Source organism: Falsirhodobacter deserti, assembly GCF_004015795.1.
Classification (GTDB): Bacteria; Pseudomonadota; Alphaproteobacteria; order Rhodobacterales; family Rhodobacteraceae; genus Falsirhodobacter; species Falsirhodobacter deserti.
Genome location: NZ_ML137218.1, coordinates 242,949 through 255,328 on the forward strand (window position 1 = coordinate 242,949; position 12,380 = coordinate 255,328).

The 12,380-nt window shown below is 63.5% G+C and carries 14 protein-coding genes and 1 tRNA gene; 10 read left to right on the top strand and 5 right to left on the bottom strand.

The window, feature by feature from the left end; genetic code table 11:
• The 8 genes from odhB to JX25_RS01245 all read left to right on the top strand — a co-directional run.
• On the top strand, positions 1–1,386 hold a 1,386-nt coding region (odhB, locus tag JX25_RS01215; RefSeq protein ID WP_206611504.1), incomplete at its 5' end, for a 2-oxoglutarate dehydrogenase complex dihydrolipoyllysine-residue succinyltransferase.
• Positions 1,387–1,454: 68 nt separating this feature from the next.
• A complete protein-coding gene (locus tag JX25_RS01220; RefSeq protein ID WP_128253312.1) occupies positions 1,455–1,694 on the top strand; it encodes a hypothetical protein in 240 nt (79 codons plus the stop codon).
• Complete coding sequence (locus tag JX25_RS01225) at positions 1,694–2,080, top strand: MAPEG family protein (RefSeq protein ID WP_164876028.1); 387 nt, start codon at positions 1,694–1,696, stop codon at positions 2,078–2,080. Before JX25_RS01220 ends, JX25_RS01225 begins: the two co-directional genes overlap by 1 nt.
• Before the next feature lie 21 nt (positions 2,081–2,101).
• Entirely contained in the window at positions 2,102–3,490 is a 1,389-nt protein-coding gene (lpdA, locus tag JX25_RS01230; protein ID WP_128253314.1) for a dihydrolipoyl dehydrogenase, read from the top strand.
• 35 nt (positions 3,491–3,525) lie between these two features.
• A complete protein-coding gene (locus JX25_RS01235) occupies positions 3,526–4,932 on the top strand; it encodes a 1-acyl-sn-glycerol-3-phosphate acyltransferase (RefSeq protein ID WP_128253315.1) in 1,407 nt (468 codons plus the stop codon).
• Positions 4,907–5,080, top strand: coding sequence for a hypothetical protein (locus tag JX25_RS14715; protein WP_164876002.1), 174 nt, complete (start codon positions 4,907–4,909; stop codon positions 5,078–5,080). The genes JX25_RS01235 and JX25_RS14715 overlap by 26 nt, the downstream gene beginning before the upstream one ends.
• A gap of 36 nt (positions 5,081–5,116) precedes the next feature.
• On the top strand, positions 5,117–6,643 hold the full coding sequence (locus JX25_RS01240; RefSeq protein WP_128253316.1) for an ATP-dependent DNA helicase: 1,527 nt from the start codon (positions 5,117–5,119) through the stop codon (positions 6,641–6,643).
• Positions 6,644–6,647: 4 nt separating this feature from the next.
• Entirely contained in the window at positions 6,648–6,884 is a 237-nt protein-coding gene (locus JX25_RS01245) for an Lrp/AsnC family transcriptional regulator (protein WP_128253317.1), read from the top strand.
• 3 nt (positions 6,885–6,887) lie between these two features.
• Here JX25_RS01245 and JX25_RS01250 read toward each other — a convergent pair whose 3' ends face one another.
• Positions 6,888–7,943, bottom strand: a complete 1,056-nt coding sequence (locus tag JX25_RS01250; RefSeq protein WP_128255137.1) for a quinone-dependent dihydroorotate dehydrogenase — start codon at positions 7,941–7,943, stop codon at positions 6,888–6,890.
• Positions 7,944–7,951: 8 nt separating this feature from the next.
• Complete coding sequence (locus tag JX25_RS01255; RefSeq protein ID WP_128253318.1) at positions 7,952–8,290, bottom strand: DUF952 domain-containing protein; 339 nt, start codon at positions 8,288–8,290, stop codon at positions 7,952–7,954.
• 98 nt (positions 8,291–8,388) lie between these two features.
• Here JX25_RS01255 and JX25_RS01260 point away from each other — a divergent pair, with 98 nt between their 5' ends.
• The gene (locus tag JX25_RS01260; protein WP_128253319.1) at positions 8,389–9,942 is read left to right on the top strand and encodes a bifunctional metallophosphatase/5'-nucleotidase; all 1,554 of its coding nucleotides are present in this window, start codon (positions 8,389–8,391) and stop codon (positions 9,940–9,942) included.
• Here JX25_RS01260 and JX25_RS15220 read toward each other — a convergent pair whose 3' ends face one another.
• Complete coding sequence (locus tag JX25_RS15220) at positions 9,943–10,077, bottom strand: hypothetical protein (RefSeq protein WP_277750062.1); 135 nt, start codon at positions 10,075–10,077, stop codon at positions 9,943–9,945.
• Between the two features lie 62 nt (positions 10,078–10,139).
• Between JX25_RS15220 and JX25_RS01265 the strand changes: the two genes are divergently transcribed.
• Positions 10,140–10,213, top strand: a tRNA-Gly gene (locus tag JX25_RS01265).
• Between the two features lie 111 nt (positions 10,214–10,324).
• On the opposite strand, the gene JX25_RS01270 is transcribed toward JX25_RS01265, so the two are convergent.
• Both JX25_RS01270 and fabB read right to left on the bottom strand, forming a co-directional pair.
• Positions 10,325–11,122: an enoyl-ACP reductase FabI gene (locus JX25_RS01270; RefSeq protein WP_128253320.1), complete on the bottom strand. Its 798-nt coding sequence runs from the start codon at positions 11,120–11,122 to the stop codon at positions 10,325–10,327.
• Between the two features lie 9 nt (positions 11,123–11,131).
• Positions 11,132–12,358, bottom strand: coding sequence for a beta-ketoacyl-ACP synthase I (fabB, locus tag JX25_RS01275; protein WP_128253321.1), 1,227 nt, complete (start codon positions 12,356–12,358; stop codon positions 11,132–11,134).
• Positions 12,359–12,380: the final 22 nt, after the last annotated feature.

The window sequence follows — 12,380 nt, forward strand, 5'->3', positions numbered from 1 at the left end:
GACAAGGTGACGGTGGAGGTGCCTGCACCTGCCGCCGGCACCCTGACGGAAATCGTCGCCGCCGAGGGCGAAACGGTTGGCGTGAATGCCCTGCTGGCGCAGATTGGCGAAGGTGCGGCGAAACCAGCCGCCCCGGCAAAGACGGAAGACACCGGCACCAAGCAGTCCGGTTCGGGAGAAGCGAAGATGGTCGATGTGATGGTCCCCGCCCTTGGGGAAAGCGTCTCGGAAGCGACGGTTGCCACCTGGTTCAAGAAGCCGGGCGACGCAGTGGCGCAGGACGAGATGCTGTGCGAACTGGAAACCGACAAGGTATCGGTCGAGGTTCCGTCCCCCGCAGCGGGCATCCTTGGTGAGATCGTTGCCAAGGAAGGCGACACGGTTCCGGCAGGTGCGAAGCTTGCGGTGATCCAGGCTGGCGAAGGCGCAGTCGCTGCACCCGCGGCCCCGTCAGAGCCTGCTCCGGCACCGGCATCCTATGGCGCATCGGCCGGCGGCAAATCGGTCGAGGATGCACCTTCGGCCAAGAAGGCAATGGCCGAAGCCGGCTTGAACCGCGATCAGGTTCAGGGTTCGGGCCGCGATGGCCGTGTGATGAAGGAAGACGTGCTGAAGGCGATGAATGCGCCGAAGGCCGCGCCTGCCGCTGCCGCCGCGCCGCGTTCGCCGGTTCCGGCCGACGACGCCTCGCGTGAGGAGCGTGTTAAGATGACGCGCCTGCGTCAGACGATCGCGCGTCGTCTGAAGGAAGCGCAGAACACCGCCGCGATGCTGACCACCTATAACGAGGTGGACATGTCGGCGATCATGGCCTTGCGCAACGAGTACAAGGACCAGTTCGAAAAGAAGCACAAGGTGAAGCTGGGCTTCATGTCCTTCTTTGTGAAGGCCTGCTGCCACGCCCTGAAGGAAGTTCCGGACGTCAACGCCGAGATCGACGGCACCGACGTCATCTACAAGAACTACGTCCACATGGGCGTTGCCGTGGGCACGCCTTCGGGGCTGGTCGTTCCGGTCGTGCGTGATGCCGACCAGATGAGCTTTGCCGCGATCGAAAAGAAGATCGCCGAACTGGGCGCGCGTGGCCGTGACGGCAAGCTGTCGATGGCAGAAATGCAGGGCGGTTCGTTCACCATTTCCAACGGTGGTGTTTATGGCTCGCTCATGTCTTCGCCGATCCTGAACCCGCCGCAGTCGGGTATCCTGGGCATGCACAAGATCCAGGAACGCCCGATGGTCGTGAACGGCCAGATCGTCATCCGTCCGATGATGTATCTGGCGCTGTCATACGATCACCGCATCGTTGACGGCAAAGGCGCGGTGACCTTCCTTGTTCGCGTGAAAGAGGCGCTGGAAGATCCCCGCCGCCTGCTGATGGACCTGTAAGCAGAGTTCACGGTTGATCCTGAAAGGGCGCGCGATTCCCGCGCGCCCGTTGCGGGAAAGGCACCATCATGCAGCTGCTTCTTCAGATCGATACGCCGGATTATGACGGCTGGAAATCCGCTTGGGATTCTGGCGCGGAAGATCGCGCCAATTCCGGCCTGACGCAGCTGCAGCTTTGGCGTGCCGTGGATCACAGCGCTGCCGTGGCCTTGCTGGAAGTGCACAACAAGGCCCGCGCGGAAGAATGGCTGGCCAAGGAAACCGCCTTCGGCGGAGCAACGACCGCAACTTTCCTGAGGACCGCGTGATGGCCGAGATTGTCGCTCTTTGCCTTTCGGGCCTTCTTTACGTCGGCATCGTGCTGTTCACGTCTCGGCTTCAGGATCGCGACATGGGGCATGAATACAACCTCAGCCCTCGCGACGGGGAACCAGATTATGCGGCCGATACCGGCCGCATGCAGCGCGCGATGCGCAACCATCTTGATAATTTCGTCCTGTTTGCGGCGGCCGCCTTGGCCGTACATGTGACGGACAGCGACTTCTGGCTGACGGACCTTTGCGCGTGGATCTACCTTCTGGCGCGCATCCTTTATGTTCCGGCTTATTACAAAGGTTGGGCGCCGTGGCGCTCGATCATCTTCATGTGCGGCCTCGTGGCGACGATCGTCATGTTCCTGGCCGCCCTGTTCTGACATTCCTGAGGGAGAGACTTCATGGCAAGCTTTGATGTGATCGTGATCGGCGGCGGGCCGGGGGGCTATGTCTGCGCCATCCATTGCGCGCAGCTTGGCCTGAAGGTTGCCTGCGTCGAAGGCCGCGAAACGCTGGGCGGCACCTGCCTGAACGTGGGCTGCATTCCGTCCAAGGCGCTGCTGAATTCCACCCACCACCTGCACGAGGTTCACGAGAACTTCGAAAAGATGGGCCTGATGGGCGCCAACCCGACCGTCGACTGGTCGAAGATGCAGGCCTATAAGCAGGACGTGGTGGACGGAAACACCAAGGGCATCGAATTCCTGTTCAAGAAGAACAAGGTCACCTGGCTGAAGGGCTGGGGATCCATCCCCGAGGCGGGCAAGGTCAAGGTCGGCGACGAGGTGCACGAGGCGAAGAACATCGTCATCTCCACCGGTTCGGTTGCGGCAAGCCTGCCGGGCGTCGAGGTGGACGAGAAGGTGGTCGTCACCTCCACCGGCGCGCTGAGCCTGGACAAGATCCCGGACTCTCTGGTGGTGATCGGTGCCGGCGTCATCGGGCTGGAAATGGGCTCGGTTTACAAGCGTCTGGGCGCCAAGGTCACGGTAGTGGAGTTCCAGGACAAGATCCTGCCGGGCACCGATGGCGATACCGTCAAGGCGTTCCAGAAGATCCTGACCAAGCAGGGCTTCGAGTTCGTTCTGGGCGCTGCAGTGCAGGGCGTGGACGTGACGGATGGCAAGGCCACCGTTCGTTACAAGATGAACAAGGACGGCAAGGAGGCATCCATCGAAGCCGATGCCGTTCTGGTGTCCACCGGCCGCCAGCCCTTCACCGAAGGTCTGGGGCTGGAAGCGCTTGGCGTGGAAATGTTGCCGCGCGGTCAGATCAAGACGGACGATCACTTCCAGACCAGCGTCAAGGGCATCTATGCCATTGGCGACTGCATCCCCGGCGCGATGCTGGCCCACAAGGCCGAGGATGAAGGGATGGCAGTTGCCGAGATCCTTGCCGGCAAGCATGGCCATGTGAACTATGGCGTCATTCCGGGCGTGATCTATACCACGCCGGAAGTGGCCGCTGTCGGATATACCGAAGAAATGCTGAAGGAAGAGGGGCGCGCCTACAAGGTCGGCAAGTTCCCCTTCATGGGCAATGCTCGTGCAAAGGCCGTTTTCCAGGCAGACGGCTTCGTGAAGATCATCGTCGACAAGGAAACCGACCGCATTCTGGGTTGCCACATCATCGGCCCGGCAGCAGGCGACCTGATCCACGAGGTTTGCGTTGCGATGGAATTCGGTGCTTCGGCGCAGGATCTGGCGCTGACCTGCCATGCGCATCCCACCTTCTCGGAAGCTGTGCGCGAGGCTGCGCTGGCCTGCGGCGACGGTGCCATTCACGCCTGATTGCCGATAACTGCGGGCACCCCTAAGGTGCCCGCATGACCGCCACTGTCGAACTTCCCGTCTGGCTTCTTGTTCTTGTTCTGGCCTTCGCCATCGTGGCGGCGCTGGACAGGGTGCTGGTGCCATCTGCCCGCTGGTATCTGCGCCGGCGGATGGAACGGGTGGTCGCGCGTTTGAACCAGCGGCTTGACCGCCCGATCCAGCCCTTCAAGCTGATGCGCCGACAGGACATGATCCTGCGCTTGGCCCACGATCCGCAGGTCAGCTCCGCAGTCGCGCGGCATGCCCGCAGCACCGGATCGCGCGAGGATGTGGTGTTCGACCGGGCCCGCGCCTATGCGCGCGAGATCGTTCCCGCCTTTTCCGCCACCATCTACTTCGGTTTTGCCACACGCTTCGCCCGCCGGTTCAGCCGGTCGCTTTACGATGTTCGTATCGCCCCGTCTGCCGCCAAGGGGGAATTGATCGACCGCGATGCGACGGTGGTCTTCGTGATGAACCACCGCTCCAACATGGATTACGTGCTGGTGACGTGGCTGGTGGCGGAACGGTCCGCGCTTTCCTATGCCGTGGGGGAATGGGCCCGCATCTGGCCGCTTTCCTCGTTGATCCGCGCGATGGGGGCCTATTTCATACGTCGACGCTCGCGCAGCCCGCTGTATCGGCGGGTTCTGGCACGTTACGTCCAGATGTCGGCCGAGGCGGGGGTGACGCAGGCTTTCTTTCCCGAAGGAGGGCTCAGCCTGGACGGGCGGATCGGCAGCCCGAAGATCGGGCTTCTCAGCTATCTCATGGCGGCGGAAGGACGGGATCTGGTTTTCGTGCCGGTTGGCATCGCCTATGACCGCGTGCTGGAAGATCGTGTGCTGGTGGAGGCGGATGAGGCGGGCGTGCGCAGGTTCCGCGGCGGCCCGGTGCAAATCGTGGGCTTTGTGGTGCGGATGCTTTGGCGGCTGGTTCGGGGCCGTTTTGCCGGTTTTGGCGCGGCGGGCGTATCCTTCGGATCGCCCATATCGCTGAGAAGCTGGCGGGCGACGCACGGAAATGCACCGGATGCACTGGCCCGCCACCTGATGGCCGAGGTAGGGCGAACGGTGCCCCTTCTGCCCGTTCCACTGGTCGCTGCCGCCGTTTCGCGTGCGCCGACAAGCCGCCACGGGCTTGACGCAGCGGTGCGCGCGCTGGTGGCGCAGCTTGAACGGATGGGCGCAATTGCGCTGCTTCCCGAAGGGGGTATGGCGGCCGGTGCAGCACAAGGGCTGCGCACGCTTGAAAAACGCGGTATCCTTGTTGAAGAAGGCGGACGGCTTGTTCCTGCCCCGGGCAAGAGCGCACTGCTTGCCTTCTATGCAGCAGGCGTTTTGGAGCGGCTTGACCGCGATGCGGCGAGTGCGCCGGATGCGAAAAGGATACCGGATGAACGAACCGAAACTGGCGCATGACTGGATCCTGGATGTGCTTCAGGATCTGCAAAGCTATGCCATGCAGAACGGGTTGACGGTTCTGGCGGAACGGGTGGAAGCCCTGCTGCCCGTGGCCGAGGCCGAGATTGCCGCCCGTCCGCGCGGCGATGATCCGTCCGTGCATTGACTGGCGCAGGGCGCAAGGGGCGGTTATGGTCGCGCCATGACGCTTCCCGCCATCACATTTTCTGACGACCAGGCCGAGGCTTGGGACAGGCTGTCCGCCCAGTTGCAGGGCATGGGTGTCGATCTGGAGGATGGGCACCACCAGCCCGCCACCGAAGGCAAGTCTGCGGTTCTGGCGGTGATCGGCAAGGCAGGTTCGGGCAAGACGCTGCTTCTGGCGCAACTGACCAAGGCCATGCGAGAGGCGGGGGTGGACATCGTCTCGGGCGATTGGGAAGCCAAGAAGCGCAAGGAACGGCGGACGCTGGCGGTCCTTGCCCCCACGAACAAGGCGGCCTCGGTTCTGCGGATGCGCGGGGTTCCGGCAACCACGATCCACCGCATCCTTTACACGCCCGTTTACGATCCGCATTACGAAACGCTGGCCGAATGGCTGGCTGGTACCGGCAAGCGCCCGGTTGATGTGGAGGGGATGACCGAAGCGGCGCTGGACCGTGCGAAGGCATTCTATGACACGGTGCCCTCGATCCCCGGTGCGCTGGCTGCAGCCGGGTTGCGCGGATCGGACTTCATCCGCGGCTGGAAGCGGCGGGAAGAGCCGCTGGATGTCGGCTTTGTCGACGAATCCTCGATGCTGGATGAACGTCAGTTCGACGACCTGCGCGAAATCTTTCCCACGTTGGTGCTGTTTGGCGATCCGGCTCAGCTTGCGCCTGTTGGCCAGTCCGGCCAGATGGTGTTCGACCGGTTGGGAGAGCCGCGCAAGCTGATCCTGAACCGCATCCACCGGCAGGCCGAGGATAACCCCATCCTTGATCTGGCCCATGCGCTGGCCGATCCTGAAGTGGATTTCCACCAGTTCGAACGGATGGTGGAAGATGCGGCCCGCCGCGATGAACGCGTCGTCTGGGCCCAGCGGGTGGATTGCGACCTGATGGCCCGCTCTCCCGTGCTGGTCTGGCGGAATGCCACGCGCATCCGGTTGATACAGGCCTTCCGCAATGCCAACGGGGCACCCGAAGACGCGCTGCTGCCGGGGGAGCCGCTGATCTGCGACGGGATAGAGCTGCCGCTGAAACACCGCAAGAAGCGCATCGACCTTGAAGCGCGTGGCCTGATCAAGGGCGCGCAGGTGATCTATCTGGGGCCGGGCACCCGCGACGGTTTCGCGCGCCTGCATGTGGTGGGGGCGGAGGATCCGCAAATCTCTGCCGCGTCGATCATCAAGATCGAAAAGCCCGACGAGGAAGAACCCTTCATCCCTGCCGCCGCCCGGATGGGCGCAACCTTTCTGCATGGTGCTGCCGTCACGATCCACAAGGCGCAGGGCTCGCAATGGGAAAAGGTGCAGGTCTTCGCGCCCGATCTTTACGCTGCCGCGCAGGCAGGCAGGATGGAGGCGGGCGTGCCCTTGTGGAAGCGCCTGGCCTATGTTGCGATCACGCGGGCGGAACGACAACTTCTGTGGATCGTGCGCAACCGGCTGGCCCGCCCGCAGGACGTACTGGGCACCGATGATCTGCCGAAACCCGCCCCCCGTCTGAAGCTTCAACCCGAGGAATGATCCGATGATCTGCGTCTTTGTCCAGTTCCGCTGCGCCCCCGGCAAAACCTATGAGGTGGCCGATGCGATCTATGACCGCGAAGTGGTGTCGGAGCTTTATTCCACCTCGGGCGAATGGGACCTGATGGCGAAGGTTTATCTTCCCGAAGGTTCGGACGTGGGCCACTGGCTGTCGGAACGCCTGTTCGACATCCCGCATATCCAGCGCACGCTGACCACGATGACGTTCAAGGCGTTCTGAAGCCTAGAGCCAGCTTGCGCGATCGGTGCCGACGGCATTCGCGACCGAGGCGAAGCCGTCGCGCGCCAGCAGCGCGTCCAGCCCCCGCGCAACGTCCGGCGCGATCGAAATGCCTTCGAACACCATCGCGGTATAGATCTGCACGGCCGAGGCGCCGGCGCGGATCTTGGCATAGGCCTGTTCGGCCGTCCCGACGCCGCCCACGCCGATCAGCGGCAGTTGCCCCCCGGTCAGCTGTGACAGGCGGGCCAGAACGCGGGTGGACCGTTCGAACAGGGGCGCGCCGGAAAGGCCGCCGGCCTGATCCTTTTGCGGATCCGTCAGCCCTTCGCGCGATAGGGTGGTGTTCGTCGTGATGATGCCCGCGATGCCGGAAGCGGCCGCGACCTCGGCGATCTCGGACAGATCGTCGTCATTCAGGTCGGGCGCGATCTTCAGGAAAACGGGGATCGGGCGGGCAAGGGTGGATCGCACCTCCATCACGCCCCCAAGCAGCGCCGTCAGCGCCGCGCGGCCCTGCAGATCACGCAGCCGTTCGGTGTTGGGAGATGAGACGTTGACCGTCGCGAAATCCACGTGCGGGCCACAGCAGGCCAGAACAGCAGCGAAATCGGCGGCACGATCGGTGCTGTCCTTGTTCGCCCCAAGGTTGAGGCCAACGGGAACGCGGCTTTCGGGCCGCATCGCCAGCCGTGCAGAAATGGCGGCCGCACCGTCGTTGTTGAACCCGAACCGGTTGATGGCTGCCCGATCCGCCGTCAGCCGGAACAGGCGCGGCTTGGGGTTGCCGGGCTGGGGGCGGGGGGTTGCCGCGCCCACCTCCAGAAAACCGAAACCGGAGCGGACCAGCGGGGCGAGGGCGACCGCGTTCTTGTCATATCCGGCGGCAAGCCCGATCGGGTTGTCCAGCGGCATGCCTGCCAGCGTGGTTGCCAGGCGGGCGCCGGTGGCCGGGGCGCCATGCAGGGGCGCAAGCCCTGCGCGAAGGGCGTTCAGCGACCAGTGATGCGCCCGCTCGGGGTCCATGCGGTGGAGCAACGACAGGCCGAGGCGTTCCATGGTGCCGGTCAAACCACACCCTCCGGAAAGATATGGCCCGCCGCACCAAGGGGCAGGGACTTGTCCCAGACCACATCATCCAGCGTCAGCGGGCGGTAAAGATGCGGGAAAAGCTGGCCGCCGCGCGACGGTTCCCACCGCAGGGCGGGGCCAAGGGCAGCATCGTCCAGCGCAACCAGCACCAGATCACGTTCCCCCGCAAAATGCTTCGCGGCGGTTTCGGCAACCTGCGCCGGGGTGGAAATGTGAATGTATCCGTCTGCAAGATCGACCGGTGCGCCGTTCGTATGACCGGCGTTGCGGAATGCTTCCCATTCGGTGCGGCGGAAGATCTTGAAGATAAGCATGTCGTCTCTTGCGCCGATTTCGGCTGCCGGTCAATCCCGCTTTGACAGAGGGCGGGCGGCGCAGCACTCTGCCCGCGTTATGGAAACGGGAGTTCCTGATGCGGACCATGATGTTTGCCACCGCCGCCGTTCTTGCCCTAGGGGCCGGCGCGGCCCATGCCGATTTCACCTTGACCATCCTGCACACGAACGATGTGCATGACCGGTTCGAACCGACGACATCCTCCGGCGCGCCCTGCGCCGCGGAAAAGAACGCAGCGGGCGAATGTTTCGGCGGCGTTGCGCGCCTTGTCACTGCCGTCAGGGACGCGCGGGACGGGGCCGGGAACACGCTGCTGCTTGATGCAGGCGACTGGTTCCAGGGGACGCTGTTCTATACCCGCTACAAGCACGAGGCGGCGGCAGAGTTCATCAACCGGCTGGGCTATGACGCCATGGCCGTGGGCAACCATGAACTCGACGACGGCCCGAAGGAACTGGCCGCGCTTGCCGATGCGGTGGAAACGCCGTTGCTGGCCGCGAACATGGATGCCGAGAACGAGCCGCTGCTGAAGGGCAAGATCGCCCGTCACACCATCGTGGAAGTTGGCGGCCAGCGCGTCGGGATCATTGGCCTGACCCCGCAAACGAACCCCGAACTGACCAGCCCCGGCCCCAACCTGACCTTCGGCGCCCCCAGCCAAGCCGTTCAGGCCGAGGTGGATGCGCTTCAGGCCGAAAGGATCGACAAGATCATCCTGTTGTCCCATTCCGGCTATGTTCAGGATCAGCAGGTTGCGAAAAGCACCTCGGGCGTTGATGTGATCGTGGGCGGGCACAGCCACACCCTTCTGTCGAACACCGATCCCAAGGCCGAAGGTGCCTATCCCACGATGGTGAACGGTGTGCCGATCGTGACGGCGCAGGCCTATGGCAGGTATCTGGGCGAACTGACGGTGACCTTCGATGATGACGGGCGGGTCACTGCGGCCGAAGGGGCGCCGCTGCTGCTTGACGCCGCGGTGAAGGAGGATGCCGATACCGTTGCGCGGGTGGCCGAACTGGCCGAACCGCTGCAGGCCATCCGTGAAGAGGTGGTTGGCGAGGCGACCGGCCCGATCACGCAGGAAACCTGCCGGACGCAGGAATGCCCGATGGGCAACCTTGTTGCCGAAGCGCAACTGGCCCGCGTTGCCGATCAGGGCGTGCAGGTGGCGCTGGTCAATGGTGGCGGGCTGCGTGCCGGAATCGATGAAGGCCCCGTCACGATGGGAGAGGTTCTGACGGTTCTGCCCTTCCAGAACACCCTTTCCACGTTCCGCATCAACGGGCAGGCGCTTCAGGCGGCGCTGGAAAATGGCGTCAGCCAGATGGAAGAAGGCGCGGGCCGCTTCCCCCAGGTGGCCGGGATGACCTTCGTGGTTGATCCGGCAGCCCCCGCAGGCAGCCGGATTTCCGACGTGACGGTGCAGGGCGCACCGCTGGATCCGGAGGCCGAGTATCTGGCCGTATCGAACAACTATGTCCGCAATGGGGGGGACGGCTATTCAATGCTGGTAGACGCGCGGGACGCCTATGACTACGGCCCCGATCTGGCAGAGGTGGTGGCCGAATATCTTCAGGCCCACCAACCCTATCAGCCGCAGACCGATGGCCGCATCACGGTGAAGTAATCATTCTTGCTGAATGGCATGCGGCGTGGCGGGGCCGGCATCTTCTTCGGGCCCGCCGCTGTTCAGCGAAAAGCCGATGATGGCAAGAACAACAACTGCGGCGACCAGAACGGCAATGGCGATCGGCTTCGACATGGCAATCAACTCCTTCCAGAGGGTTGCGCGGCGCCGGAGAAGGTCATATAACAGCCTCCAGCGCGGGCATTGTGTAATGGTAAGACCTTAGCCTTCCAAGCTAAAGATGCGGGTTCGATTCCCGCTGCCCGCTCCAGATCCCACCATTTCGGCACGATCCAGACTGGCGTTATCGTCAGGGATTTTGAATGTCATCAGGTCATGACGTCCTCCTGTTGAAGACGACATGACCCGAAGCTGCGGGATTTCAATGCCCGTTCAGGAAGGCCGGTTGCGGCATGCCCAGAACGTGGTAACCGCCATCGACGCGCAGCACTTCACCCGACGTCATGCTGCCATAGTCGGAGGCGAGGTAGACGGCCGTGCCGCCGATGGTTTCCAGCGTCGCGTTGGCGCGCAGGGGCGCGTTTTGTTCGGTGTGACGGAACGTGGCGCGTGCCCCCGCGATGGCGGAGCCTGCCAGCGTTTTCATCGGCCCGGGCGAGATCGCGTTCACACGGATCTTCTGCGGGCCCAGATCGTTCGCCAGATACCGCACTGCCGATTCCAGCGCCGCTTTCGCCACGCCCATCACGTTGTAGTAGGGGGTGACGGCGTTCGAACCCTGATAGGTCAGCGTCAGGATCGTGCCGCCGTCGGGCATCAGCTCTGCCGCGCGCTTGGCCACGTCGATCAGGCTGTAGCAGGAGATGGTCAGCGAGTTGCGGAAATTCTCGCGCGAGGTGTTGATGAAGCGGCCCGCAAGTTCCGTCTTGTCGGAATAGGCAACGGCGTGGACGATGAAGTCGATCGTGCCCCATTCTTCTTTCAGCCTTGCGAAAGCTGCGTCCATGCTGGCATCGTTCGTCACATCCACGTCCAGCAGGATGGACGAACCGACCGACGCCGCGAGCGGCGTCAGCCGTTTGCCGAAGGCCTCACCCTGATAGGTGAAAGCCAGCTCGGCCCCTTCGGCCGCCATGGCCTTCGCGATTCCCCATGCGATGGAGCGGTCGTTCGCAACGCCCATGACGACACCGCGTTTCCCTGACAAAAGCTCGGCCATTGGCTTTCCTTAACGATATTTGCTCATCACGAGCGTGGCGTTGGTGCCGCCGAAGCCGAAGCTGTTGGACAGGACCGAATCGAGTGTGACGTTTTCACGCAGTGATGTCACGATCTCGCCTTCATGAAGTTCGGGGTCGGGCGTGGTGACATTGGCCGAAGCGGCAATGAAGTTGCCGTTCATCATCAGCAGCGAATAGATCGCTTCGTGTACGCCTGTCGCACCGAGCGAATGGCCCGTCAGCGATTTCGTCGATGCCACGGGCGGGGTGGATCCTTCGCCGAAGACACGGCGGATGGCCTTCATCTCGGTGATGTCACCCACGCCGGTGGAGGTGCCGTGGCTGTTGATATAGTCGATCTTGCGGCCTTCCGGCAGTGTTGCCACCGCAAGGCGCATGGACCGCTCGCCGCCTTCGCCCGAAGGTGCCACCATGTCATAACCGTCCGACGTCGCGCCATACCCCGTCACTTCGCCATAGATCTTGGCGCCGCGGGCAAGGGCATGCTCCAGCTCCTCCAGCACGACGACGCCGCCGCCGCCTGCGATCACGAAGCCGTCGCGCGTCGCGTCATACGGACGCGAGGCGCTTTCGGGCGTGTCGTTGTATTTCGACGACATCGCACCCATCGCGTCGAACAGGCAGGACAGGGTCCAGTCCAGTTCCTCGCCGCCGCCGGCGAAAACCACGTCCTGCTTGTTCAGCTGAATCTGTTCCACACCGTTGCCGATGCAATGCGCGCTGGTGGAGCAAGCCGAGGTGATGGAGTAGTTCACGCCTCGGATCTTGAACGGCGTGGCCAGCGTGGCCGAGTTGGTGGACGACATGCAGCGCGTCACCATGAACGGGCCCATCCGCTTGGGGCTGCCCTTCTGGATCACCGTCTGGTGGGCCGAGAAGAAGTTCGAGGTGGACGGCCCGCCCGAACCCATGACCAAGCCCGTGCGGTCGTTCGAAACCTCGTTCGGCTCCAGCCCCGAATCGGCGATCGCCTGTTCCATGGCGATGAAGTTATAGGCTGCGCCGGCACCCATGAAGCGCAGGTCGCGCTTGTCGATATGGTCTTCCAGCTTGATCTGCGGCATGCCGTGAACCTGGCTGCGGAAGCCGTGTTCGGCATATTCGGGTGAAAACACGATGCCCGAACGGCCCGCCCGCAACGAGGCTTCCACCTCGGCGGGGTTGTTGCCGATGGGCGATACGATGCCGATGCCGGTGATGACGACGCGACGCATGGCTTTTATTCCTTCCGGTTTC

Excerpts from the sequence above, each read along its gene's own strand:
- JX25_RS01260 (WP_128253319.1), top strand. The coding sequence starts at position 8,389 with ATGCGGACCATGATGTTTGCCACCGCCGCCGTTCTTGCCCTAGGGGCC.
- JX25_RS01270 (WP_128253320.1), bottom strand. The coding sequence starts at position 11,122 with ATGGCCGAGCTTTTGTCAGGGAAACGCGGTGTCGTCATGGGCGTTGCG.
- JX25_RS01240 (WP_128253316.1), top strand. The coding sequence starts at position 5,117 with ATGACGCTTCCCGCCATCACATTTTCTGACGACCAGGCCGAGGCTTGG.
- JX25_RS01225 (WP_164876028.1), top strand. The coding sequence starts at position 1,694 with ATGGCCGAGATTGTCGCTCTTTGCCTTTCGGGCCTTCTTTACGTCGGC.
- JX25_RS01235 (WP_128253315.1), top strand. The coding sequence starts at position 3,526 with ATGACCGCCACTGTCGAACTTCCCGTCTGGCTTCTTGTTCTTGTTCTG.
- lpdA (WP_128253314.1), top strand. The coding sequence starts at position 2,102 with ATGGCAAGCTTTGATGTGATCGTGATCGGCGGCGGGCCGGGGGGCTAT.
- JX25_RS15220 (WP_277750062.1), bottom strand. The coding sequence starts at position 10,077 with ATGTCGAAGCCGATCGCCATTGCCGTTCTGGTCGCCGCAGTTGTTGTT.
- JX25_RS01250 (WP_128255137.1), bottom strand. The coding sequence starts at position 7,943 with ATGGAACGCCTCGGCCTGTCGTTGCTCCACCGCATGGACCCCGAGCGG.
- JX25_RS01220 (WP_128253312.1), top strand. The coding sequence starts at position 1,455 with ATGCAGCTGCTTCTTCAGATCGATACGCCGGATTATGACGGCTGGAAA.
- JX25_RS01245 (WP_128253317.1), top strand. The coding sequence starts at position 6,648 with ATGATCTGCGTCTTTGTCCAGTTCCGCTGCGCCCCCGGCAAAACCTAT.
- JX25_RS14715 (WP_164876002.1), top strand. The coding sequence starts at position 4,907 with ATGAACGAACCGAAACTGGCGCATGACTGGATCCTGGATGTGCTTCAG.
- fabB (WP_128253321.1), bottom strand. The coding sequence starts at position 12,358 with ATGCGTCGCGTCGTCATCACCGGCATCGGCATCGTATCGCCCATCGGC.
- JX25_RS01255 (WP_128253318.1), bottom strand. The coding sequence starts at position 8,290 with ATGCTTATCTTCAAGATCTTCCGCCGCACCGAATGGGAAGCATTCCGC.